At 41.0% G+C, this 25,467-nt stretch carries 26 protein-coding genes and 2 pseudogenes; 2 read left to right on the top strand and 26 right to left on the bottom strand.

Annotated features, from left to right (window positions below; all coding sequences use genetic code 11):
• Position 1: 1 nt before the first annotated feature.
• From JCM9152_RS14000 to JCM9152_RS13945, 12 genes are all read right to left on the bottom strand, one after another.
• The gene (locus JCM9152_RS14000) at positions 2-796 is read right to left on the bottom strand and encodes a sugar phosphate isomerase/epimerase family protein (RefSeq protein WP_035345533.1); all 795 of its coding nucleotides are present in this window, start codon (positions 794-796) and stop codon (positions 2-4) included.
• Between the two features lie 415 nt (positions 797-1,211).
• Positions 1,212-2,504 (bottom strand): phosphopyruvate hydratase, encoded by a 1,293-nt coding sequence (gene eno, locus JCM9152_RS13995; RefSeq protein ID WP_035345532.1) that lies wholly within the window; start codon positions 2,502-2,504, stop codon positions 1,212-1,214.
• A 44-nt stretch (positions 2,505-2,548) separates the two neighbouring features.
• Positions 2,549-4,081 carry a 2,3-bisphosphoglycerate-independent phosphoglycerate mutase gene (gpmI, locus tag JCM9152_RS13990; RefSeq protein WP_035345529.1) on the bottom strand — a complete coding sequence of 511 codons (1,533 nt, stop codon included), beginning with the start codon at positions 4,079-4,081 and terminating at the stop codon, positions 2,549-2,551.
• Positions 4,078-4,833, bottom strand: a complete 756-nt coding sequence (tpiA, locus tag JCM9152_RS13985; protein WP_035345526.1) for a triose-phosphate isomerase — start codon at positions 4,831-4,833, stop codon at positions 4,078-4,080. The genes gpmI and tpiA overlap by 4 nt, the downstream gene beginning before the upstream one ends.
• Before the next feature lie 27 nt (positions 4,834-4,860).
• The gene (locus JCM9152_RS13980) at positions 4,861-6,042 is read right to left on the bottom strand and encodes a phosphoglycerate kinase (RefSeq protein WP_035345523.1); all 1,182 of its coding nucleotides are present in this window, start codon (positions 6,040-6,042) and stop codon (positions 4,861-4,863) included.
• Between the two features lie 94 nt (positions 6,043-6,136).
• The gene (gene gap / locus JCM9152_RS13975; RefSeq protein ID WP_035345521.1) at positions 6,137-7,144 is read right to left on the bottom strand and encodes a type I glyceraldehyde-3-phosphate dehydrogenase; all 1,008 of its coding nucleotides are present in this window, start codon (positions 7,142-7,144) and stop codon (positions 6,137-6,139) included.
• A 62-nt stretch (positions 7,145-7,206) separates the two neighbouring features.
• Positions 7,207-8,238, bottom strand: coding sequence for a sugar-binding transcriptional regulator (locus JCM9152_RS13970; RefSeq protein WP_035345518.1), 1,032 nt, complete (start codon positions 8,236-8,238; stop codon positions 7,207-7,209).
• Positions 8,239-8,367: 129 nt separating this feature from the next.
• Positions 8,368-8,619 carry a glutaredoxin family protein gene (locus JCM9152_RS13965; RefSeq protein ID WP_035345515.1) on the bottom strand — a complete coding sequence of 84 codons (252 nt, stop codon included), beginning with the start codon at positions 8,617-8,619 and terminating at the stop codon, positions 8,368-8,370.
• Positions 8,620-8,803: 184 nt separating this feature from the next.
• Positions 8,804-9,493: a hypothetical protein gene (locus tag JCM9152_RS13960; protein WP_035345513.1), complete on the bottom strand. Its 690-nt coding sequence runs from the start codon at positions 9,491-9,493 to the stop codon at positions 8,804-8,806.
• Entirely contained in the window at positions 9,493-10,239 is a 747-nt protein-coding gene (locus tag JCM9152_RS13955) for a hypothetical protein (protein ID WP_035345511.1), read from the bottom strand. Before JCM9152_RS13955 ends, JCM9152_RS13960 begins: the two co-directional genes overlap by 1 nt.
• A complete protein-coding gene (locus JCM9152_RS13950) occupies positions 10,220-11,122 on the bottom strand; it encodes an ATP-binding cassette domain-containing protein (protein ID WP_035345510.1) in 903 nt (300 codons plus the stop codon). The genes JCM9152_RS13955 and JCM9152_RS13950 overlap by 20 nt, the downstream gene beginning before the upstream one ends.
• Positions 11,122-11,505, bottom strand: a complete 384-nt coding sequence (locus tag JCM9152_RS13945; RefSeq protein WP_035345508.1) for a GntR family transcriptional regulator — start codon at positions 11,503-11,505, stop codon at positions 11,122-11,124. The genes JCM9152_RS13950 and JCM9152_RS13945 overlap by 1 nt, the downstream gene beginning before the upstream one ends.
• A gap of 483 nt (positions 11,506-11,988) precedes the next feature.
• Here JCM9152_RS13945 and clpP point away from each other — a divergent pair, with 483 nt between their 5' ends.
• The gene (clpP, locus tag JCM9152_RS13940; protein WP_035345505.1) at positions 11,989-12,570 is read left to right on the top strand and encodes an ATP-dependent Clp endopeptidase proteolytic subunit ClpP; all 582 of its coding nucleotides are present in this window, start codon (positions 11,989-11,991) and stop codon (positions 12,568-12,570) included.
• Positions 12,571-13,168: 598 nt separating this feature from the next.
• Here clpP and JCM9152_RS13935 read toward each other — a convergent pair.
• From JCM9152_RS13935 to JCM9152_RS13905, 7 genes and pseudogenes are all read right to left on the bottom strand, one after another.
• Positions 13,169-13,423 carry an HPr family phosphocarrier protein gene (locus JCM9152_RS13935; protein ID WP_035345502.1) on the bottom strand — a complete coding sequence of 85 codons (255 nt, stop codon included), beginning with the start codon at positions 13,421-13,423 and terminating at the stop codon, positions 13,169-13,171.
• A gap of 29 nt (positions 13,424-13,452) precedes the next feature.
• Positions 13,453-14,408: pseudogene (whiA, locus tag JCM9152_RS13930) on the bottom strand (DNA-binding protein WhiA).
• Between the two features lie 29 nt (positions 14,409-14,437).
• Positions 14,438-15,385, bottom strand: a complete 948-nt coding sequence (gene mgfK / locus JCM9152_RS13925) for a gluconeogenesis morphogenetic factor MgfK (RefSeq protein WP_035345499.1) — start codon at positions 15,383-15,385, stop codon at positions 14,438-14,440.
• On the bottom strand, positions 15,386-16,279 hold the full coding sequence (rapZ, locus tag JCM9152_RS13920) for an RNase adapter RapZ (protein ID WP_035345496.1): 894 nt from the start codon (positions 16,277-16,279) through the stop codon (positions 15,386-15,388).
• A gap of 23 nt (positions 16,280-16,302) precedes the next feature.
• Positions 16,303-16,770, bottom strand: coding sequence for an 8-oxo-dGTP diphosphatase (locus JCM9152_RS13915; protein WP_081728055.1), 468 nt, complete (start codon positions 16,768-16,770; stop codon positions 16,303-16,305).
• 416 nt (positions 16,771-17,186) lie between these two features.
• Positions 17,187-18,134 (bottom strand): annotated as a pseudogene (gene trxB, locus JCM9152_RS13910) (thioredoxin-disulfide reductase); the annotation flags it as partial.
• Between the two features lie 210 nt (positions 18,135-18,344).
• A complete protein-coding gene (locus JCM9152_RS13905; protein ID WP_035345487.1) occupies positions 18,345-19,385 on the bottom strand; it encodes a tetratricopeptide repeat protein in 1,041 nt (346 codons plus the stop codon).
• A gap of 254 nt (positions 19,386-19,639) precedes the next feature.
• On the opposite strand from JCM9152_RS13905, the gene fosM reads away from it, so the two are divergent.
• Positions 19,640-20,062, top strand: a complete 423-nt coding sequence (gene fosM / locus JCM9152_RS13900) for a FosM family fosfomycin resistance protein (protein WP_035345484.1) — start codon at positions 19,640-19,642, stop codon at positions 20,060-20,062.
• Between the two features lie 159 nt (positions 20,063-20,221).
• Here the strand turns inward: fosM and hisIE are convergent, their stop codons facing one another.
• The 7 genes from hisIE to hisG are packed head-to-tail and all read right to left on the bottom strand — an operon-like array spanning position 20,222 to position 25,467.
• Positions 20,222-20,848, bottom strand: coding sequence for a bifunctional phosphoribosyl-AMP cyclohydrolase/phosphoribosyl-ATP diphosphatase HisIE (gene hisIE, locus JCM9152_RS13895; RefSeq protein ID WP_035345481.1), 627 nt, complete (start codon positions 20,846-20,848; stop codon positions 20,222-20,224).
• The gene (hisF, locus tag JCM9152_RS13890) at positions 20,845-21,603 is read right to left on the bottom strand and encodes an imidazole glycerol phosphate synthase subunit HisF (protein WP_035345478.1); all 759 of its coding nucleotides are present in this window, start codon (positions 21,601-21,603) and stop codon (positions 20,845-20,847) included. Before hisF ends, hisIE begins: the two co-directional genes overlap by 4 nt.
• A complete protein-coding gene (gene hisA, locus JCM9152_RS13885; RefSeq protein WP_035345475.1) occupies positions 21,604-22,338 on the bottom strand; it encodes a 1-(5-phosphoribosyl)-5-[(5-phosphoribosylamino)methylideneamino]imidazole-4-carboxamide isomerase in 735 nt (244 codons plus the stop codon).
• Positions 22,325-22,975 carry an imidazole glycerol phosphate synthase subunit HisH gene (gene hisH / locus JCM9152_RS13880; RefSeq protein ID WP_035345472.1) on the bottom strand — a complete coding sequence of 217 codons (651 nt, stop codon included), beginning with the start codon at positions 22,973-22,975 and terminating at the stop codon, positions 22,325-22,327. The genes hisA and hisH overlap by 14 nt, the downstream gene beginning before the upstream one ends.
• A complete protein-coding gene (hisB, locus tag JCM9152_RS13875) occupies positions 22,976-23,560 on the bottom strand; it encodes an imidazoleglycerol-phosphate dehydratase HisB (protein WP_035345469.1) in 585 nt (194 codons plus the stop codon).
• Positions 23,561-24,832: a histidinol dehydrogenase gene (hisD, locus tag JCM9152_RS13870; RefSeq protein ID WP_035345467.1), complete on the bottom strand. Its 1,272-nt coding sequence runs from the start codon at positions 24,830-24,832 to the stop codon at positions 23,561-23,563. It abuts the gene before it with no gap.
• Positions 24,829-25,467, bottom strand: coding sequence for an ATP phosphoribosyltransferase (hisG, locus tag JCM9152_RS13865; protein WP_035345465.1), 639 nt, complete (start codon positions 25,465-25,467; stop codon positions 24,829-24,831). Before hisG ends, hisD begins: the two co-directional genes overlap by 4 nt.

The raw sequence follows: 25,467 nt of genomic DNA, 5'->3' as shown, positions 1-25,467 counted from the left end.
TTTATCGACTCCTTCCTTTCCATTTTTGAACAAATTGGCTATTGATTTGGGCACTTTTTAATGGTGGACGTTCAAAATGCTCCTGTTCAACGAAATAATAGTACACTCCAAATCGTTCAAGCTGTTTTAAAGTTAAGCGATAATCAATCACTCCTCGATCTAACTCAGTTGTTTCACCGGTGGGACCCGCTTCTTTTATATGAACAAGTGGTGTACGACCTTTGTATTTCGTTAATACATCTAACGGTTCAAAGCCGGCTTTAAAAGTCCAGTAAAGGTCTATCTCTAATACCAAATCACTGCCTACTTCTCGTATTAGTCGATCAATCACTAATTCCCCTGATGGCAAAGGTTCAAATTCCTCTTGGTGATTATGATAAGCAAGCTGAAGACCAGCCTCTTTAACGATTTTAGCCATTTTTTTTATAGAAAAAATGAGTTGTTGAAAAGCAGCTTCCTCTTTAAAAATGTCAGGCTCAACGAAAGGGATAACAATATATGCGATACCAACGACCTTTGCATATTCAATTTCAGCTTGTAAATCTTCTACTAGATGCTCAAATTGAACATGAGAAGCTGGAGCTTGTAAAGAGGCATCTCGCAAATATTGCTTCATAACAGATGCAGGCACATCACCATAACCCGCAAATTCTACTGTCTCATATCCCATGTCTGACAACGCCTGTAACGTTTGTACTGGGTTGGCATTAAATTCCCTTCGTACGGAGTATAGTTGAATACCCGGAGGAATAGAATCACATTCTTTTAGTTGATTTCGATCAAAAACAAAACGCACCTTAGTCAGTCCCTTCTGTCATCCGACTCATTAATTATATGTATAAAAAAAATAAGCCTTTTAGACCTGCAATAATGAGATCGGTGTCTTTACACTAACCCCATATAAGTGAAATATTGATATTCAAATTAATGCTTTTTTCTTTGATGCAGATTTAAATGTGCATTCAAGTCAAACATGCACCTATACTTTTTATGACGCATAATTCCTCTTGATCCTCCTCCAAACATTCACCTATCACCCTCGATGGCGCAGCTTTCCTCTAGACCCTCCCCTAAACATGCACCTACCCTCTCGATTCTCCCCCAAACCTAAACACCTCACCTAATTCCTTTTCGAGCTATGAGAATGCTCGCCAAAAGAAAAAAGCCTTAAAAAGGGCACATTCACCCTTCTTAAGGCTTTTCATTAAAAATTACTTATCATTTAAATTGTAGAATGAAGAAAGTCCGCCGTATGTTGCCACACTAGCTAGCTCGTCTTCGATACGAAGAAGTTGGTTGTACTTCGCCACACGGTCTGTACGTGAAGGAGCACCTGTCTTGATTTGACCAGCGTTTGTCGCAACAGCGATGTCCGCAATCGTTGCATCCTCAGTTTCACCAGAACGGTGAGAGATAACCGCAGTGTAACCAGCACGCTTCGCCATTTCAATTGCTTCAAACGTTTCTGTTAACGTACCAATTTGGTTTACTTTGATAAGAATTGAGTTACCGATTCCTTTTTCGATTCCTTCAGAAAGCTTCTTCGTGTTCGTAACGAATAAATCATCACCAACAAGCTGAACTTTGTCACCAAGGCGATCTGTAAGAAGCTTGAAACCTTCCCAATCGTTTTCATCAAGACCATCTTCAATTGAGATGATTGGGTATTTCGAAACAAGCTCTTCATAGAAGTTAACCATTTCTTCAGCTGTTAAACTCTTACCTTCACCCGCTAAATGGTATTTACCGTCTTCTTTGTTGTAAATTTCAGAAGCGGCAACATCCATTGCAAGCTTCACTTCTTCACCTGGCTTGAAGCCCGCTTTTTCGATTGCTTCAATAATCGTTGACAGAGCTTCTTCATTTGATGATAAGTTAGGAGCGAATCCACCTTCATCACCTACAGCTGTGTTATAGCCTTTGCTCTTAAGAACAGCTTTAAGGTTATGGAAAATTTCCGCACCCATACGAAGAGCTTCTTGGAAGTTTTCAGCACCTACTGGCATAACCATGAATTCTTGAATATCAACGTTATTATCTGCATGCTCACCACCGTTGATGATGTTCATCATTGGTACTGGAAGCTGCTTTGCGTTAAATCCACCAAGGTAAACGTATAAAGGAATACCTAAAGCATCTGCAGCTGCATGTGCAACAGCCATTGATACACCTAGAATGGCATTGGCACCTAATTTTCCTTTGTTATCTGTTCCATCAAGCTCAATCATTAATTGATCGATACCGACTTGGTCAAGAGCGTCGATTCCGATTAATTCTGGCGCAATAATTTCATTAACATTCTCTACCGCCTTTAATACACCTTTCCCCATATAACGATCGCCGCCGTCACGCAATTCAACTGCTTCGTATTCACCAGTTGATGCACCACTTGGAACAAGGGCACGTCCCATAGCGCCAGACTCAAGATATACTTCTACTTCTACTGTCGGGTTACCACGAGAGTCTAATACTTCTCGAGCATAAACATCTGTAATCATTGTCATTATTCATTCACTCCTTATTAGTTATCATAAACGACTTAAGTCGCTTATTTAATTAATGTCTTTCCTGTCATTTCTTTCGGTTGACTACCACCTAAAAGGCTTAAAACGGTCGGCGCTAAATCAGCAAGAATGCCATCTTCCCGTAACGAAAGTCCTTCATCTGTCACAATAACAGGGACACGATTCGTCGTATGTGCCGTCATTGCGTTACCATCTAACGTTACAACTTCATCAGCATTACCATGATCAGCTGTTATGACAGCAGCACCGCCCTTTGCCAAGACCGCATCAACAACACGACCAAGACATTCATCGACAGTCTCTACCGCCTTAATTGTAGGCTCAAGCATACCAGAATGTCCAACCATATCCGGATTAGCAAAGTTTAAAATAATCGCATCATGCTTATCAGCTTCAATTTCTTTCACTAATGCATCTGTTACCTCATATGCGCTCATTTCAGGCTGCAAATCATAAGTCGCAACCTTAGGTGAATCAATTAGGATCCGCTCTTCATTCGGAAATGGCTCTTCACGACCACCACTGAAAAAGAAGGTCACGTGAGGATACTTTTCCGTTTCAGCAATCCGAAGCTGTTTATATTGCTGTTGTGCCAACACTTCACCTAATGTATTATCCAGGTTCGTTGGTTTAAATGCCACATACCCATCAACCGTTTCACTAAAATGAGTTAAGCAAACGTAATGAAGGTTCGTTGGATGCTGATCACCACGATCAAAGCCACGGAAGTCCTCGTTCGTAAAGACTTGTGACATTTGAATCGCGCGGTCAGGACGGAAGTTAAAGAAAATGACCGCATCATCATCTTGAATCGTCCCAACTGGAGAACCGTCTTCCTCTGTTATGACAGAAGGAATGACGAATTCATCAAAGATGTCATTTTTATAATTGTCTTCAATCACTTGAACCGGATCAGTATACGTTGGTCCTTCTCCATACACCATCGCACGATATGATTTCTCTACACGCTCCCATCGCTTATCACGATCCATTGCGTAGTATCGCCCATGAAGAGAAGCAATCTGACCTAATCCTAGCTCTTGCAACTTATCCTGCAAGTTACGAACATAGATTTCAGCCGATGTTTGACCGACATCACGTCCATCTAAAAAGCCATGTACATAAACTTTCTCCACTTTCTCTTTCTTTGCAAGTTCAAGTAAAGCAAAAAGATGATTAATATGACTATGAATTCCACCATCTGATAACAGTCCATACACATGCAGCGCACTGTTCTTTTTCTTCACATGGTTCATCGCATCAAGGAATGTATCATTTTCAAAGAAGTCACCTTCACGAATCGATAAATTCACTCGAGTTAAGCTTTGATAAACGATTCGACCAGCACCAATATTTAAATGGCCCACTTCGGAGTTTCCCATTTGTCCTTCAGGTAAACCGACCGCTTCCCCTTGTGCTTCAAGTGTAGCATGCGGATATTGATTCCAATAGCGATCGAAGTTAGGCTTATTCGCTTGTGCGACAGCGTTCCCTTTTTCTTCCTCTCTCATCGCAAACCCATCAAGGATGATGAGAGCTACCGGTTTCTTGCTCATTTGCCTTCCTCCAATAGAGATAAGAATGAAGCTGGCTCTAAGCTTGCACCACCAACAAGAGCACCATCGATATCAGATTGCGCCATGTACTCTTTAATGTTAGCCGGCTTCACACTTCCACCATATTGAATACGAACTGCGTCTGCTGCAGCTTGTGAGAACGCCTCGGCAACGACTTGACGAATGTAAGAACATACTTCATTTGCATCTGTTGCAGACGAAGACTTTCCTGTTCCAATAGCCCAAATTGGCTCGTAGGCAATCACTGTATTTTTCACTTGCTCTTCTGTTAATCCAGCAAGACCAGCTTCTACTTGGACTTTAACAACATCATTCGTCTTACCCGCTTCACGCTCTTCATCCGTTTCCCCACAACACATAATTGGAACAAGATGATGTGTAAACGCAGCATGAACTTTCTTATTAACTGTTTCATCTGTTTCAGCAAACATTTCACGGCGCTCAGAGTGACCAATGATCACATAGTCAACGTTCATATCCGCTAACGCGACTGGGCTAATCTCTCCTGTAAATGCCCCATTTTCCTCAAAGTGAACGTTTTGTGCACCTACTTTTAAGTCAGTACCCTCTGTATCATGCACTAAACTTTCTAAAAATAACGCTGGTGAACAAACAACAGCATCCACTTCGCTATTTGCTGGAACACTATTTTTTACTTCTTGAACAAATTGCTTTGCCTCACCTAGCGTTTTGTTCATTTTCCAGTTACCTGCAATAATTGGCTTACGCATTTTTTCACCCCGTTTAATGATTTAAATTTATTTGTCTGATAATGCGACAACGCCTGGAAGCTCTTTTCCTTCCATAAACTCTAATGATGCACCGCCACCAGTAGAAATATGACTCATTTGCTCAGCCATGTTGAACTTTTCAACAGCCGCTGCTGAATCTCCTCCACCGATTACTGTATATGCATCACTGTCTGCTAACGCTTGTCCTACAGCCTTCGTACCTTTCGAAAATGCTTCTAATTCGAATACACCCATCGGTCCGTTCCAAATGACAAGCTTTGAATCTTTGATGACTTTTTCATATGTAGCACGTGTATTTGGACCAATATCTAATGCTTCCCAATCAGATGGAATCGAATCAATCGCAACCGTCTTAATGTTCGCATCATTCGAGAAATCATCCGCAACCGTTACATCCTCTGGCAAATATAGATTCACACCGTTTTGCTTTGCCTTTTCCATGAACGATTTTGCCAATTCAATTTTATCCTCTTCAAGTAAAGAAAGTCCAATTTCATGACCTAATGCTTTAACGAACGTATACGCAAGTCCACCACCAATAATTAAGTTGTCGACCTTTTCTAATAAGTTCTCAATAACACCGATCTTATCCTTTACTTTCGCACCACCGATAATCGCTGTAAATGGACGCTCAGGATTTGATAGAGCCTTTCCAAGAACCTCTAATTCTTTTTGCATTAATAAACCAGCTGCAGATGGTAAATGATGCGCAATACCTTCTGTTGACGCGTGAGCACGGTGAGCAGCACCAAATGCATCGTTCACATACACGTCAGCTAAAGCGGCAAATGCTTTCGCTAGCTCAGCATCATTCTTTTCTTCACCAGCATAGAAACGAACATTCTCTAATAAGAGTACGTCACCGTCAGCCAATCCATTAGCCGCTTCCTCTGCTACAGGTCCGTGTGCTTCATCTACTTTTTTGACGTCCTTACCGAGCAATTCACTTAATCGTTTCGCAACAGGCGTTAAACGAAGCTCTTCCACCACTTCACCTTTCGGACGACCTAAGTGTGAAGCTAAAATAACACGAGCACCTTGCTCAACAAGATGTTGAATCGTCGGAATAGCAGCACGAATACGTGTTTCATCCGTTACTTCGCCGTCCTTCATTGGCACATTAAAGTCAACACGACAAAATACTTTCTTTCCTTTTAGGTCAAGATCAAGTATAGACTGTTTATTCATTAGAGTGGACCCCCTTCAAGTTGTTTATACGCTTTAAGACAGCGGAAAGAGGAGGAGAATATACTTCTACCTCCTCTATTAACTGTGCTATTTATTATAGTCCTTTGCTTGCAATGTATTCAACTAAGTCTACAACGCGATTAGAATAACCAGACTCGTTGTCATACCAAGAGATCACTTTAACCATGTTCCCTTCCATAACCATAGTTGAAAGAGCATCGATTGAAGAAGAGTGTGCATTACCATTGTAGTCAGTAGATACTAATGGCTCTTCGCTGTAGTTAAGGATTCCTTTTAATGGACCTTCAGCCGCTGCTTTGAAAGCACCGTTTACATCTTCTACAGTGACATCCTTGTCAAGCTCTGCAACTAAATCAACAAGTGAAACGTTTGGAGTTGGTACACGCATAGCACCACCGTTTAATTTCCCTTTAAGCTCAGGCAGAACAAGGGCAACAGCCTTCGCAGCACCCGTAGTTGTAGGGATGATGTTCTCAGCAGCCGCACGAGCACGACGGTAGTCTTTATGTGGTAAGTCAAGAATTTGTTGGTCATTTGTGTATGAGTGAACAGTTGTCATCATACCGCGCTTAAGACCGAATGTATCGTTAAGAACTTTTGCGAATGGTGCAAGACAGTTTGTAGTACAAGAAGCGTTAGAAATAACGTCATGGCTTGCAGCATCATATTTGTCTTCGTTAACACCCATTACGACAGTAATATCTTCATCAGATGCAGGAGCAGAAATGATAACCTTCTTAGCACCAGCTTCAATGTGCTTAGCAGCATCTGCACGCTTAGTGAAGAAACCAGTTGATTCAACAACTACCTCTACTCCACGCTTATCCCACTCAAGCTTTGCTGGGTCACGCTCAGCAGAAATATTGATTTCTTTTCCGTTAACAACTAGTGCATCGCCATTTACTGATACTTCAGCGTCTAACTTGCCGTGTACAGTGTCATACTTTAAAAGATGTGCAAGCATGTTTGCATCTGTTAAGTCGTTAATTGCAACTACCTCAACGTTAGAGTTGTTTAAAGCTGCACGGAAAACGTTACGTCCGATACGTCCAAAACCATTAATACCAATTTTTGTTGCCATGTTCAATCTCCTCCTAAATATCAATCTTAATTTATAAGAAAAACGCATAGCGTCTTTTCTACTTATTCGTGGGGTAATGCTAATAATGATTCAGCGGCTGCTTCATCTGTAATGAGTACGTCACTAGGGCGATAGTTCATAAAAGCTGATATCGCTTGTGCCTTGGAGTCTCCACCAGCGATAGAAATGACGTATTTATCATCATTTTCGAGATCATCTAGCTGTAAGCCAATCGTCCGTTGTTTATGAATTGGCTTACCCATTCGATCAAAATAAAATCCAAATGCCTCACCAACTGCATCCTCATTAACGAGCTTATCAACAAAGGAATGCTGTGACTGACGACGAAGCGCCATCGTTTTCGCATCTCCAATTCCATGGATAACAGTCGATGCTGATTTAATCAGCTTTAGGATATCCTGTAATGAAGGTTCTAATACAAGAGATGCATATGCTTCCTCACTAATTTGCTCAGGAACATGTAACAGCCTATACTGTGCCCCAGCACGACTAGCTAATTTTGCACTAATCGTATTAGCTTGGTTTTCTACTTGCTCACCAAGTCCACCACGCGCTGGAATAAAGGTCACACTACGCATATTCGCCTCAGGCATCATCATATCGGCAACAGCAGCAAGCGTTGTACCACCCATCACCGCAACGACATCGTTAGGCTTTAAGCGTGATTTCAATAGCTGAATACAAGCACGTCCAAGCTCCTTCTTCACCCATTCATCTTCATCACTATTCCCTGCCACGACGAATACTCGTTTAATCCCAAAACGTCGTTCCAAGCTTTTCTCAAGGTCACGCAAGCCGAACAACTCCTTCATCACTTCTTCAAGTGTTAAGAAAAGCTGTTCACCATCTGGCGTAATGCTCATCCCTGCTGAAGCAAAATGCACAAGTCCTTGATCCTTCAAAAACGTTACCTCTTTACGCAAGACTCGTTCAGAAAGCTGAAGGTTTTGCGCCAAGCTTCTACGCCCAATCGGCTGCATCAATTTTATGTATCGAATAATTCTATAGCGCTTGATCATCACATCAAGCAAATCGGGCATTAATTTTCTTTGAATGTCTAATATCCGCTTCATTACGAGTCAAGCTCCTTTTCATAAGTGGACTCAATTTGTCCCGCATAGACGTTTCATGTCCCGATCGCTATAAAAAAAGAGAACCTCAAGCCCATCTTTATAGTAACAAGGATAGTGCCATTTCACAAGTTAATTTTCGCCATTTTTCGATTGTAACCGCTTTAATACCTTTTTTTCTGAAATTTGTCCAAAATCAACCTCTTCCCCTTCTATTTCGACAACCGGAATCATTAATTGGTATTTCTCAAGTAGCTCATCATCTTCATAAATATCAATAACACGAATCGAAAATTCATACTGCTCCTTTAACATCTCTATTTGAGCAATCGCTTTATCACATAACGGACAATGTTGCTTAGAATAGACAATGATTTCTGTCACTATACATAAACCCCTTTAGTCTAACTTCCCGTTGAAGTCAGTTGATTAATTTCATAATCGAATCCTCATTCCAATTCTACACGTTTTCTTTCTCATTCAGTATTACTGAAGTTTACGAACGGAATAAGGATCGATTTTTTTCATTTACAATCATTTTACTGTTGTACGAACATGAGTCAAGTTATCAATCTTCTATAAGATAAACATTCATCCCTTCTTCTATCTCCGTATCAACTGGAACGTATACAACAAGCGTATTTTCATAGTAAGTGTAGCTTCCAAATCCCCCGCTGAAGAAACCTTCTTGATCATAAAAAAATTGACGTATGACAAACTCAGGCTCCTCCATAGCTATTGTAATCTCGACCGAATCTGGATTTCGTACAAGTAATTCATCTCCGATTAAATCAAGAGAAGGATGTAGCCGTTCATCTTCTATAGGATATCCATTAATCATAAAATCGGACGCATAATAAGCAACATCGATCACACCATCATCTTCTTCCTTTTCAATAAAGAAAACGTTATATTCCACGTAATCATGACTAGATGAACGAATAGAAAATGCCTCATCTTGACGATCGTACGGAAAACTCCACCGTTGATGAACAAAAGCTTCAAACTCCTCTAAGCGATCCTCTTCAATCGCCTCAAAGATCGTCATCTCTGGATCATCATAGTCACTAAAGGGAGTCCGAGGCTCAGCTTCAGAAGCAGGAATCAATTGATACGTCATGATTGCTCCAAATAAAACGGCCACATAACCGGCAATGAGCCACTTCATTACATTCCCACCGATGTAATTAGGAACTTTCGCCAATCCAAATAACAGTGCAAGGATAACAATCAATGGTAGAAAGCTTAAAATAAACATTATAATCGAACCTCCAATCGTTTCGAGATCGTCATCGAGGCTAAGAATAACACTACGCAAATGGCAATGACCTTTACTGAAAATAGTAGAAAAGATGACTCCTGTAAAATAAAGCCCGTGATGACTTCAAGTACCGGTGGATTAGAATGATACGTATTCGTACTAAACATCGAACCAATAAAAAGAACAGGAATCACAACCATGAAAAGTCGCTTCCATTGCACGAGCAAGCCAATAACGTAACCGGCCATCGCAAACAGACATACATATAAAACACTTGCGCTTAACCCAGTCATATATTCGATGGTACTCATTGAAACCCTTTCATAGATATACGCCTCATGCAAAAAATAAGCACTTGATTTAATGAGAAAACTAGATAACATCGCGGTAACCCCAGCAAATATACTTACTGTCAAAAGATATAAGACATTAGCGATATTACTACTATTTCTCGTTGCGATAAAAGAATAATCGTCATAACGATACGCTCTCGTTGTAATAAGAATCGCCGTAATAAATGCCCACAAAAAAGTGAAAATTAAAACGATATCACTTGAATAGACATGACTTGTGATAGAAATGCCATTCGATCCGTACATACTATAATTAGTTGATATTGATGCTAGTAGAATGGCTATCACTTGCAGAAAGATTAATGTCAGGATCGAGCCCATATAAGAGCGAACCTTAAAGGCATATTGCTTCTTAACAACATCTAAAAATTTAACGCTCACGAAAGACATCATCGATCCCACCTTCCGTCGTTTTCGTCACATACACACACATATCATTAGCGGAGACATTCACAATCTCAAGCCCATCTCGCTTCAATTGTGTCCTTTCATCGTCTGTAAAATCATTTTCAACAACGACATAGACTCGATCTGTTCCAACGATTTTACGGTCATATACTTTTCTATTTTTCGTCCATTTCTCCGCAACATCTTTTGAGCCTGAAAGTTGAATAGCCATTTCACTTAATTGATGAACAGGAATATGCATAAGCTTCTTTCCTTCATGGATAAGTAGAACATCTTCTAACAATTCTTCGATTTCCTCAATATGATGACTCGATAATAAAATCGTACGTGGATAAGCTAAATATTCCTTCATCAATGCCCGATAGAAATCCGACCTAACTGCGGCATCCATCCCCGTTGTGGGCTCGTCAAAGATTGTTAATGGACAGCGTGCACATAATCCAATAATCGCATTAAACGTACTACACTTCCCTTTAGATAGCTTTTGGTGGCTTTGCTTTGGCTGAAATTGAAAATAATCAAATAATCGCTCTGCCAGCTCCTGATCCCAATTTGGATAAAAATGTGCAGCGAACTGTAAAATCTCTTTCAAGTTCAAAGCTGATGGAAAGCTCATTTGATCATCAACAAATATTGAATTCGCTGAAACCGTCAGGCTGTCAAATGGACGTTCAGAAAATACTTTAATGTCCCCAGCATTAGGCTTAGTAAATCCTGCAAGCAGCTTTAGCAAAGTCGTTTTGCCTGCTCCATTACGTCCAATAACCCCTGTGATTGAATTGGGTTGAATCGTAAATGACAACCCTCTTAACGCCTCCGTCTTCTGAAACGTTTGGATCACATTCTCACAAGATATAACACTCATCATTTCCCCTCCATTTCCTTCTCGTGCGCAACTTTAATCATCTCAATGATTTCGTCCAATTCAACATGGACATGTCTAGCCTCGATCACTAAATCATCGACTAACTGCTGTAATCGTAATGCTTTTCTCCGGTTTAGAATGATCTCCTCTGCGCTCTCTGAAACAAACATCCCGAGCCCTCTCTTTTTATACAAAATTTCATCATCAGCCAATCGATTTAACCCCTTGGCGGCTGTTGCCGGATTAATCGTGAACATATCAGCTAATTGATACTGTGAATAAACTTTGTCATGAGTCGTTAAATTCCGTCTCAAAATTTCGGTTTCAATCCATTCAGCTATTTGGATATACAACGGCTTCCCATTATCATGGTCAAGGATCACTCAACCCACCTCTCTTTATGACTAATATAGTGCATTACTGTTGTAATGTAGTATATTATATTCATGAAAGAAAGGCAATAACAAATAGATGAGTCCACGGAAAATGGACAAATTAATTTTTTCAGTGCCTTGAAATTGATAAAAAATGGCTCCACACGTTGCTCGCTTGATACGAGAAACCTAATCGTATCAAGCTTTCCAAAAAAGGCAACGATTTTACTCATTGCTTAATGAGCATCAAAAAAGTTGAAAACCAAACATTTTCAGTGCTCTCATAGGATTTGCTTTTTCGTTTACATTCAACGAAATTCGGTTATCATGAAAGCAGGGTTTAAATATATAAATAGGGAATAGTATAGTATGGAGGTATATTATTTGACCTTCTTTGACCTTTTAGGTATGATAAGTACATAAGAAAGAAGCAACGATTACATTGATTGCTTCAAAAAAAATGAATAAGTAAAAATTAAGGAGGAATGAACAATGAATTTAATCCCTACAGTTATCGAACAAACAAACCGTGGTGAACGTGCTTATGACATTTACTCACGCTTATTAAAAGACCGTATTATTATGCTAGGAAGTGCGATTGACGATAACGTTGCCAACTCTATTGTTGCACAGCTATTATTTTTACAAGCAGAAGATCCAGAGAAGGACATCTCAATTTACATTAACAGTCCAGGTGGATCGATTACAGCTGGTATGGCTATCTACGATACGATGCAATACATTAAGCCAAAGGTTTCAACGATTTGTATCGGTATGGCAGCATCAATGGGAGCTTTCTTACTTGCAGCAGGTGAAAAAGGCAAGCGCTTTGCCCTTCCAAACAGTGAAGTGATGATTCACCAACCACTTGGTGGAACACAAGGTCAAGCATCTGACATCCAAATTCATGCTAAGCGTATCCTTGAAATGCGTGAAAGCTTAAACAAAATTCTAGCTGAGCGTACAGGGCAACCATTAGAAGTGATTGAACGCGATACAGACCGTGATAATTTCATGATCGCGGAAAAAGCAAAGGAATATGGCTTAATTGATAGCGTCATTCCAGCTAATTAAAAGAAAAAAGTAGCACCTTTATAGCAACCTTAGCCTGTCGACACAGTCTCACAAAAGCGAGACAGTCGACAGGTTTTTTGTGCTTCAGCTTCAAGATCATGGTCATGGATTAGTCGCTGCAAACCCTAGGGAATCCTCATTCCTTTAATTCAGGGATTCCTCGCTTTCTAAGAAGAAAAAGGAATCCTCATTCCACTATTTGAGCTAAACAAGGTCAAAAGATGGAATAAAACCCGAAATAGAGGCATGAGGAGACCGTAACGACTGTAAAAAGGAAAAGACAGAGTGAATAGAGGAACGAGGATCACATGTCGCACGTGGTGTGCATCGCTTGGGCATACATGTCGAATTAGAGGAATGAGGAGGAACCGCATACAGCACACATACGCACCACGTTTCCGTCCGAGGGCACTGGGAAAAGTTTGATTTTCAACTTGTTTGGTGCCCTTTAAGCAATGAGCAAAACCGTTGCCTGTTATGGAGGAGTGGAGCCATTGCTAATCAAATGAAAGGTACTGAAAAAGTTAATTTGTCCTTTTCAGTGGCCTCTTTCCGTCCATCAGTGACACTGAAAAAGACGACCAAAGGCCGCCTTCATTCATTCTGTTTCAATAAAATTCACTAATGCTTCTAATGCTTCTTCTTCATCTGAACCATCGATACTTAACGTCAATTCCGTTCCGTGGCTAATAGCTAGGCTCATCAGACCCATAATGCTTTTCGCATTTACTTTCTTCGTTCCTTTTAGAATAAATACCTCTGATGAGAAACGATTAGCCTCCTGTACGAATAGTGCTGCTGGCCTTGCTTGTAAACCTGTTTTACGTTTCACAACGACATCTTTTTCAACCATGTCGTACCCTCCCTTCTGAATTCTGTTTCTTATGTTGATACATCAAATGCTTCCCCATTACGTAGCTTATTAGCAATCTCATCGATTTTCCTTAATCGATGATTAACCCCTGACTTACTTACTTTACCACTTTCGACCATTTCACCGAGCTCTTTTAATGTGACATCTTGATGACGAATTCTGAGCTCTGCAATCTCTCGAAGCTTAGGCGGTAATTCTGCTAAGCCGATTTCACGATCGACAAAGCGAATATTTTCTACTTGTCGCAAGGCTGCCCCAACCGTCTTATTCAAGTTAGCGGTTTCGCAATTAACTAAGCGATTGACAGAGTTTCGCATATCTTTCATAATGCGTACATCTTCAAAATAAAGCAATGCTTGATGAGCACCGATGACATTTAGAAGCTCTGCAATTTTCTCACTATCCTTTATATACGTAATGAACCCCTTCTTACGTTCCAACATTTTAGCATTTAATTCATATTCGTTCATTAAATCGCATAACGAATGGTTGTGCTCCTCATACATTGAATATATTTCCAAATGGTAAGAAGATGTTTCAGGATGATTAATAGAACCGCCTGCTAGAAACGCACCTCGTAAATAAGCTCGTTTACAGCAAGACTTTTCCGTTAATGATTTGGAAATCGTGCGAATAAATTGAAAGCCCTCTGCCAAAATCCCTAATTCTTCTAATAATGCTGGGCGCCATGCTTCATTCGTACGAGGTAGACATTATTTTTCTTCAATCGCATTTTCTTTCGTACTAGCAACTCGACAAACATGTTAGGAAAAACCCGTTTAATAAGCGTATAGATTCTTCTTGCGATCGCTGCATTTTCCGTCGTTACATCTAAACTAATTTTCATTTGATTAAAGGATAACGTTCCATTCATACGCACGAGTGCAGCAAGCTCAGCTTTTGCACAACAATCATCTTGTTCTAATTGTGTTAATTCTTTCTTAGTTGTAGCTGCAAAGGACAATGCCATCCCTCCTTTCAGCTTGAATGACTTTACATTGGTCGTAGGAGTGCTTCTGATACCTTAACAGCATCGTGACGCAAAACACCATTTGCTTCGATGACAAATTCATCACGAATAACTTGAATACCCATCTTCTCTAACCGTTGTTGGTCAACTACGACAGGTACCGCTCCTTCTTTTGCATAGCGTTCCCGCAACGATGGTGAAATCGGCGCACCATTCACAAGAATCTCATCAACTAGCTCTGCACCACCATGATCGATAATCGCCTGAACATGATCAGCAGCGGAGAAGCCCTCTGTCTCACCACTTTGTGTCATGACATTACATATATAGACTTTCCTAGCTTGTGAGCGTTTAATCGCTTCCTGAATACCAGGGACGATCAAATTTGGCAACACACTCGTATAGAGACTACCAGGACCTAATAAAATCACATCAGCTCGTAAAATAGCTTGCACACTTTCCTCTAACGGCTCTACCTTACTAGGTGTAAGAAAGACACGCTTAATTCGCTTCTTTTCTAATGGGATTTGTGATTCTCCAGTCACAATCGTACCATCTGTCATCTCAGCATGTAGAACGATGCTACGGTTGGCAGCCGGATACACATTGCCATGAACATTTAATACTTTGCTTAATTCAGAAATTCCACGAGCAAAATCCCCTGTAACGGACGTCATCCCTGCCAATAACAAATTTCCTAACGAATGCCCTGATAGGCCATTTCCGTTTGCAAAGCGATGCTGAAACAGTTCTTCTACTAACGGTTCAACTTCAGCAAGAGCAATTAATACGTTGCGAACATCACCTGGTGGTGGAATATCTAATTCTTTTCGTAGTCGTCCTGAGCTACCACCATCATCGGCAACCGTCACAATTGCTGAAATATCAATTGGAAATGTTTTCAATCCCCTTAATAATACTGATAACCCAGTGCCTCCCCCAATAACGACAATCTGATCTCTTTTTTTCACTTATTTCGTTTCCTTCCCTTTGTCGATATCACGATGTCGAACGTGAACCTTGTATTCATCAGCAAATTCCTTCCCGAAATATTCTGCTAATGTAACAGAACGGTGCTTTCCACCTGTACAGCCGATACCAACGACTACTTGGCTTTTCCCTTCACGTTTATATTGAGGTAGCATAAATTGCAACAAATCGGTTAACTTTTCAATGAATTGCTGCGTTTCCGTCCATTTTAAAACATAGGATGAGACCTCTTCTTCTAATCCTGTTTTTGGACGCATGTGGTCAATATAGTGGGGGTTAGGGAGAAATCGCACATCAAAAACGAGGTCAGCATCAATCGGCATTCCATATTTAAAGCCAAATGACATCATATTAATGGAAAAGGGGTGTCGCTCATTTAACGTAAACTGTTGTGTAATCCGTTCTCGTAATTGGATCGGCTTTAAATCAGTCGTATCAATAATTTGTTGCGCTCTCCCCTTCATTTCCTCTAGCATCTCACGTTCGAGCTTAATGCCTTCAAGCGGTAGGCCATCAGAAGCTAACGGATGTGAGCGTCTCGTCTCCTTGTAGCGTTGAACGAGCTTAGCATCCTTTGCATCCAAAAACAAAATTTGTAATTTAAAATGTAAATGCGGCGCTAAGCTAATCGCATCAATGGCATCAAAAAGGTGGTCAAAAAACTTCCTCCCACGCAAATCCATCACAAGCGCAACCTTCGACATCTTCCCATTTGACCCTTCTATTAATTCAATAAACTTCGGAATTAAGGCAGGTGGCAAGTTATCCACACAAAAATAGCCTAAGTCCTCAAAGCTTTGGACAGCGACCGTTTTCCCTGCCCCAGACATACCTGTAATAATAACGATTTCGATTTCTTCACGGCTGCTGTTCATCAAGCTCCCCCTCTTTCAGCACATTATGTAAAATCCGGAGTTAGTCGATGCGAGATTAATTCAAACTCTTCTGTGTAATAAAAGGTACCATATAATACCCCTTGACGTTGTAGAACATGCTCAAACATACACAAATCTCCTTCAGCCATCGTCAACTGCTGCACTTCATGCTCTTGCTTCCACGAAAGTTTCCCCTCTGGTGACTCTTTCAATAACTGTCCTTCATAATCAGTTGCATGAAAGGTGAACATCATCCACTCATTGACAACCTTTTGATCCTTCATCATGACCATCGTAAACACAGCTCGAAGGTTAGGATCTTTTATATGTAAGCCAGTTTCTTCACGGAATTCTCGTTTAGCAGATTCAATAATCGACTCACCTGGTTCCATTTTCCCACCAGGAGCAACCCACCAATGCCGACTAGGCTTTTGTAAAAGTAACACTTTCCCATCTGATTGTAAGACTGTATTCGTAACACGCTGCAACATTTCCACCTCACTATGATTATATTATACCCTCAAGTGAACGTTCCTACAATCAAGAAAGGTCGGCAAAACATGTTTAAGAAACACCGAAAAGTCAGCATTTCAAAACATTTTTTCTTACAGACAGCGTGCAACGAGCAAAGTCAACCCTAACGCGACTGGAGTTCTTATCATTCCAAGTCAGGACTTTAGTCTATAGTTGTCCTATTATTATTTCAAATTTTAAAAGTTTTGTCGCAATAAACTCCAATTTTACACAATATTCCAACCTTTTTATAAAAAAAAGGGCACGAACCGTAGTCCGTGCGATAAAGTATATAAAAAAGGGGGTCAATTACTTATCTCTATAGTACCCTTTTTATATTTCATGACTGTTACAGAGTGATTAAGAACGAGTGACGTTTGATTGCGAATTGATGTCAGACCTTTGCTTTATCCTGCAAACTTTCAATATAGTGCTGAACATTTTGTGCAGCAACACTACCATCACCTGTTGCAGTCACAATTTGGCGTAATGATTTCTCACGTATATCACCTGCAGCAAAGATACCAGGAATTTTCGTTTCCATTTCCTCATTCGTTTCAACGTAGCCTTCTTCATTCGTAATGCCTAATTGTTTCACACTGTCATTGAGCGGTAACATTCCAATGTAAATGAAGACACCATCTGTTTTGAAATCACGTTGTTCACCTGTATTCACATCTTCTATTGAAATACGGTCGACCTTACCATTATCACCATGAATTTCATTAACAACGTGACTCCAAATAAATTCAACTTTGTCATGATCAAAAGCACGTTGCTGTAAAATTTTCTGAGCACGTAATTCATCGCGACGGTGGATGACCGTTACTTTTGAAGCGAAACGCGTTAAATACACAGCCTCTTCAACCGCTGAATCTCCTCCACCAACAACGACAAGCTCTTTTCCTTTAAAGAAAGCACCGTCACAAACCGCACAATAGGAAACACCACGTCCACTAAATTCCTTCTCACCAGGAATACCCATCTTCTTATATTCAGCACCAGTTGCTACGATCACGGCACGAGCCTTATACTCTTTTGAGCCTGCTTTAACGATCTTGAAATCACCTTCATCGACAATTTCCTTCACATCCCCGTAGCCGTATTCAGCACCGAACTTCTTCGCATGCTCGAACATCTTTGTTGATAAATCAGGTCCAAGAATATGATCAAAACCTGGGTAGTTCTCGACATCCTCCGTATTTGCCATCTGTCCTCCAGGCATTCCACGCTCAAGCATAATCGTTGATAAATTAGCACGAGATGTATAAACAGCAGCTGTCATTCCAGCAGGTCCTGCACCCGCAATGACAACATCGTACACATTTTCTTCCGTCATGTTTTCTACACTCCTTTGATCTCTTTATTTATATCTTTATCGTAATCAAAACGACCCATTCTGTCTATTTAATTGCTTAAGGAAAACTCAGGTAGCGTCTTTTCTTAATTGCGCTGTGTGGAGCCGTTACAACAGGTTCAAGTTTTTCTGAAAGTGGGGTTCTTTCATAGAAATGAGTAACGTTAGAAGCCCAAACCTCCCGTGATAGTCAGTTTAAAAAGAACCTTGCCAGCTCTGCGCGTCGCTTATGTTTAACTCTCCACTTACAATTCTCTTTGCTTGATCATCACCGAGTTTCGCTGCTCGTTGCACAAAACGCATCGCATCTGGGTCACATAAAAAATGAGCAGCAATCCCTAAACAGCACAATGCGGACGTTTTCGTTTCTAGTATCGCTTTTTTCATCGCTTTTAATCGTTGATAGGCTTGCTCGTAGTCCCCGACTTGACAGAGAACCTCAGCAACCTTCATCTTTTGTTCCACGTCGATAGGATAAAGCTGACGTAAAGCATGAATATATGGCTCAGCCTTCTTAGTATGTCCATCTTGCCAATACAGCATGGCTAGTTGGCATAGCGCGAATACATTTCCTTGTTCTTTATCTAAAACAGCTAGGCAAAGCTCATAAGCCGATTGCTTATCACCAATACGGAAGTAAGCTTCAGCTGCTTGAATATATGCCGTCCAATAGGTTGGATGTTCATCGATAATCTCTTCTAGCAGAGGAATCGATTCATTCAATTGACCAGAACGCAACAGTCGTAAAGCCTGATCGTGTTGCATGAGAAGCTCATACTCCTCTTCTACGATCATCTCATCTTCCCAATCTGTATCCTCAGCCTCGAATCTAAGAAGCTCCAACAAACTCCGTGCATCCTCGGCAAAACGTTGATCTTCACTCATTTCTAAATAATTCTTTGTTGCTTGCTCTGCTTCATGGAAAAAGCCTAAATAGGCATAATTATTCGCCATAAAAAAGTAACATTCAGCCACATTTCCTTCATGTTCCTTTAATACGCGCATTAATATATCATTCGAACGCTCATAATCCCCAACTTCAGAAAGGATAGCAGCTAACTGAACATGAAAAACAGGCTCTTGTGACGTTAATTTAATCGCACGCTCCAACAGTTTAATCGCTCGTTGATGGTTTTTCTTTCTAAACGCTTCGACTCCGCGATGAAAGAAATAGTCACCTGTCTGATAAAAAGGGACAATATTTTCATTTCCTTGATCATGTTCGGTTACTCTCATGCAGCCTTTTCCCTCCACCTGTTTTCATACTTCCTTTTCTATCTCCTCAGTATACACAATTTTTGTAGACTCGCACAGTCCCTTAGAAAGATTCAAGCATGCATATAAAGGTAAATAACAAACCTTTTTTCTGTACTCCTAAGCAAATTGTACAAACCGTTGCCTATTTGTAAGTTAAAATACAGGAGAGTTCACTTGATGAGGCATTTCTATATTGATGAGAGTAAAGATTACTATTTTATAGGGGTGATAAAATGTCGATTAAAGGACTAAATCATTTTTTATTTTCAGTTTCTGATTTAGAAATTTCTACAGAGTTTTATAAAAATGTATTTGATGCAAAATTGTTACTAAAAGGAAGGAGTACTGCATACTTTGATTTAAATGGAATATGGCTCGCCCTCAATGAAGAGAAACATATACCTCGTAATGAAATAAACCAATCCTATACTCACATAGCATTTTCAATTGAAGAAGAAACATATGATGAAATGTACGAAAAACTAAACAGATTGAATGTAAACATATTATCAAGTCGTCCAAGAAATCAAAGAGATAAAAAATCCATTTATTTCACAGATCCAGATGGGCATAAGTTTGAATTTCATACAGGTGGGCTACAAGATAGATTAGATTACTATAAACAAGAAAAAACGCATATGGAGTTTTTTGACTAGAGGGTGGCCAACTCCAGCAGGAGGAAGAGGCAAGCTGAAATCCACTTAGTTGGTTTATAATTCTGCTTACTAAACAAAACAGCATCCTCCTTCAAGAATGCTGTTGTTCAGAGGGCACTGAAAAACTACAAATCAACTTTTCCAGTGCTCTTGTTGTTCCTACCTTTTATGACGTTCCTCTAACACTCGCAGCACTTCATCAAACGGAAGCTTTTGTTCTCGTAATAAAACGAGTGTATGATAGAACAAATCAGCAACTTCCCATTTTAATTCTTCATGATCACGGTTTTTCGCAGCAATGATCACCTCACCGGCTTCCTCACCGACCTTCTTCAAAATCTTGTCGACGCCTTTTTCAAATAGATAGGTCGTGTATGCTCCTTCAGGGCGTTCAGCCTCACGCTCAGCAATAAGTCGCTCAAGCTCATCTAATATCGCATATCGTGACGGATTCACTTGCACTTCTTCCTTTAAAAGCGAATCGGAGAAGCACGAATAAACTCCTTTATGACAAGCTGGACCAGTTGGATTGACTAATACGACAAGCGCGTCCGCATCACAATCATAGCGCATATCGACAATCGTCTGAGTATTTCCCGATGTCGCTCCTTTGTGCCATAGCTCCTGTCTTGAACGGGAATAGAACCACGTTTCTTTCGTTTCAAGCGACTTCTTCAACGATTCTTCGTTCATATAAGCAAGCGTTAGTACTTCTTTACTAGCCGCATCCTGCACAATAGCTGGGACGAGCCCTTTTTCATCAAATTGGATTGCTTCTATACTCATCGTACTGTCACACCCTCTTTTCTTAAATACCCTTTCACTTCTGCTACAGACGTTTCCTTATAGTGAAAGATTGAAGCGGCTAATGCTGCATCTGCCTTGGCATCCTCAAATACATCCTTGAAATCTTCCTTTCCTCCTGCACCACCTGAGGCAATAACCGGAACAGATACAGCTTCACTCACCTTTTTCGTTAATGCTAAATCAAAGCCTGTTTTCGCACCGTCTTGATCCATGCTCGTTAACAAAATTTCTCCAGCACCTAATCGTACGGCTTCCTTCGCCCACGTCGTCACTTCCCATACAGTTGGCTTACGTCCACCGTGAGTGTAAATACGCCATGAGCCTAGCTCTTCATCATATTTCGCATCAATCGCCACAACGATACATTGCGACCCGAAGAAATCAGCTCCTTCTTTTATAAGCTCCGGACGTAGGACCGCTGCCGTGTTTAACGAAACCTTATCAGCCCCCGCACGTAGGATCCGCTTCATATCATCAAGCTTATTAATGCCACCACCAACTGTGAACGGAATCGCTAATGTTCCAGCAACTTGCTCAACGACCTCGATCATCGTTTCACGACCTTCATGAGACGCTGAAATGTCAAGAAAAACAAGTTCATCTGCTCCTTGTTGATCATAAAAAGCAGCCAATTCAACTGGATCACCAGCATCTCTTAGATCAACAAATTGTACTCCTTTCACGACACGACCTTCCTTGACATCTAAACATGGAATAATACGCTTTGTGAGCATTTAGTTGCCTCCTTTTAAAGCTTCTTTCAACGTAAACTGGTTCGTATACAAAGCTTTACCGACAATCGCGCCACCAACACCTTTACCTGCACGTTCCCTCAGTTCATCCAAATCTGCAAGCGAGCTTACGCCACCTGAGGCAATGACTTCCTTCCCCGTTGCTTCAGCAAGTGCTGTAATCGCTTCTGTATTCGGACCAGATAGCATTCCATCACGAGAAATATCAGTAAAAATAAACACTTCTGCACCATGACGAGCGAGCTCTTGAGCGAGCGTTTCCGCTTTAACAGACGATGTTTCCAACCAGCCTTCTGTTGCGACATATCCATCTCGCGCATCGAGACCAATGACAATCCGTTCACCGCCATACTTTTGCAGCATTTCTTTCGTAAACTGTGGATTATTTACCGCAACGCTTCCTAAAATAATTCGGTCTACTCCTTGTTCTAGGTAAAAAGCGACATCGTCCGCTGTGCGAATTCCTCCACCAATTTGTACCTTTACATTAAGCTCTTTCGCAACTCTTATGACATACTCATGATTGACTCGTTTCTTTGCTTTTGCCCCATCAAGATCAACCATATGAATCCAAGTTGCTCCGTCATTTGCAAACTGTTCAGCCATATGGAACGGTGAATCGCCATAGACCGTTTCTTGGTCATAATCTCCTTGAACTAAGCGAACGCATTTGCCATCTCGCATATCGATCGCTGGATAAATATTAAACGTGCTCATGTGCTTCTCCCCCTTGCTTCACTAGCTTGCCGAAATTACGTAAAATCGTCATCCCTACATCACTACTTTTTTCAGGGTGAAATTGAGTGCCGAGCACGTTTTTTCTCCCAACAACAGCTGGAACAACTCCATCATATTCACTTGAGGCAATAAGAACATCGTCCTCACGATGCTTCACAACATACGAATGAACAAAATAAACGTGTCCCTCATTAACGCCTTCTAGCAACGGATGATCTTTCTGTTGAAAATGCAGCTGGTTCCAGCCCATGTGAGGTACTTTGTACGTCTCACCATTTTCATCGACACCTTTAAAACGTTCGACGTGACCAGGGAGTAATTGGAGGCCTTCTGTTCGTCCATGCTCACTACTTTCATCAAATAACAGTTGCATTCCAAGACAAATGCCTAGCAACGGTTTCCCCTCTTCCGCCCACTGCTGAATAAATTTGGTCATCCCGATATGATTTAATGTTTTCATCGCATCAGGAAAAGCGCCAACTCCCGGAAGTAGTAATCCGTCTACTCCTTGGAGATCATCGATTTTATCACTCATGATATAGTCTAAATCAAGTCGTTCTAACGCCTTGCTGACACTATGCAAATTCCCCATTCCATAATCAATAATGCCGATCATTTACAACATTCCTTTCGTTGATGGAACCCCTTTTACTCGTTCATCAATACTCGTCGCCTCATCAAGCGCTCTAGCTAACGCCTTGAAAACCGCTTCAATGATATGATGTGTATTTTGACCGTAGTGAACGATAATATGCAAATTCATTCGTGCTTCAAGCGCTAGCTTCCACATGAATTCATGGACAAGTTCAGTATCGAATGTCCCGACCTTTTGACTCGGGAACTCAGCACGAAATTCTAAGTGAGGACGATTGCTTAAATCAACGACAACCTGTGCTAACGTTTCATCCATCGGTACAAAGGCATTCCCGTAACGACGAATCCTTTTTTTATCTCCGAGTGCATCCTTAATTGCAAGTCCTAGACAAATGCCGATATCCTCCGTCGTATGATGATCATCGACCTCTGTATCGCCGTTTGCGTCGACTTCCAAATTGAAATGACCGTGTTTTGTAAATAAATCAAGCATATGATCTAAAAATGGGACACCCGAATCCTGCTTTGATACTCCTTCTCCATCAATCGTATAAGCAAGCTTAATTTGTGTTTCCCCTGTATGACGTTCAATCGTCGCTTCTCTCACTTATTTCCCCTCCAAACGGATATCAATTGCTCTTGCATGAGCTTCTAACCCTTCTAATCGAGCTAGCTTAGAAATAGTTCCACCATTCAGTTGTAGTGCTTGTTGACTATATGAAATAATACTTGATTTCTTCGTAAAGTCATCTACATTTAAAGGACTTGAAAAACGAGCTGTACCATTGGTCGGTAAGACGTGGTTCGGTCCAGCAAAATAATCACCAACTGGCTCCGAACTATAAGGTCCAACAAAAATCGCCCCAGCATGGCGAATACGCCCAACCAATGCCATTGGCTCCTCCGTTAACAATTCCAAATGCTCTGGTGCTAATTCATTTACTGCCTCAATCGCTTCGTCTACATTTCTCGTCACATAAATCGCTCCGTAATCACGAATCGAGCTTTCGGCTATTCCCTTTTTCGGTAGCGTTTCGAGCTGTTTCATGACTTCTTTGCTAACTTGCTCTGCCAATCTCTGAGAAGGTGTAACGAGTACCGCTGAGGCACGCTCGTCGTGCTCAGCCTGTGAAAGCAAATCGGCTGCAATATATCTCGGGTTCGCTTGTTCATCAGCTAACACAACAATTTCACTCGGACCGGCGATCATGTCAATATCAACTGCACCAAACACAGCACGCTTCGCTAAGGCAACGTAAATGTTCCCTGGTCCGGTTATTTTATCGACTGGTTGAATCGTTTCCGTTCCAAATGCTAGCGCAGCAATCGCTTGTGCGCCACCAACCTTATAAATTTCCTCAACACCAAGCTCATAAGCTGTTGCCAGTACACTTGCTGGTAATGTCCCATCTGCTTGCGGAGGTGAGACCATTACGATTCGTTTGACACCAGCCACTTGTGCTGGTACAACGTTCATCATAATTGAAGATGGATAAGCAGCTTTTCCACCTGGTACATAGACACCGACTGAATCAAGAGGTGTGATTTTCTGACCGAGAATCGTCCCATCCGCCTTCGTCGTCATCCAAGACTGGCGCTTTTGACGGTCGTGAAAATCTCGCACGTTCACAATCGCTTCACGAAGTGCTTCAAGTACTTCGTCATCCATTTGCTCGTGTGCTATGAGCATTTCTTCTCGTTCAACACGAAGCTTCGACAATACGGCCCGATCAAATTGTTCAGTTAAAGTGAACAATGCTTGATCCCCTTCTTCATTCACTTGACGAATAATACGCTCGACTGCTGCAAGCTGCTCAGCTGTTCCTGTATCAATATCACGCTTTAAGCTCACTTCACCTTCGACTTGGATGATTTTCATGCACTTTCCTCCTCAATCACCTTTGATAATCGCTCAACCATTTGATCAATACGCTCATCCTTCATGCGGTAACTAACAGGATTCACAATTAAGCGCGACGTAATCGTAACCATCGTTTCAAGCTCAATTAAACCATTTTCCTTTAACGTTTGCCCTGTTGAAACGATATCAACAATTCGATCTGCTAAGCCGATGAGCGGAGCTAGTTCAATCGAGCCATTTAGCTTAATAATCTCAACCTGCTCCCCTTGCTCTTTAAAATATTGCGTTGCTAAATTCGGATATTTCGAGGCGACCTTAGGATTTATATCTGATTTTTCATAACCAGGAAGTCCAGCAACAGCCATATAACAAGCGCTAATTTGCAAATCAAGCACTTCGTAGACAACTCGCTCCTCCTCAATCATGACATCCTTACCAGCGACGCCAATATCAGCTACCCCATGCTCAACATAGGTCGGTACATCCATCGGTTTTGCTAATATGAATCGCATCTTCTCCTCAGGAACATCAATGATCAATTTACGAGAATCATCAAATTCAGATGGAAGCTGATAGCCTGCTCTCCGTAACAACTCTACAGCTTCTTCAAAAATCCGACCCTTTGGCATTGCTACAGTTAACCAGTCCGTCAT

Origin of the sequence: Halalkalibacter hemicellulosilyticusJCM 9152 (assembly GCF_000513115.1) — a bacterium.
GTDB classification, from domain to species: domain Bacteria; phylum Bacillota; class Bacilli; order Bacillales; family Bacillaceae_D; genus Halalkalibacter; species Halalkalibacter hemicellulosilyticus.
Note: the sequence above shows the minus strand (reverse complement) of the source record. Positions and strands in the feature narration are given on the sequence as shown.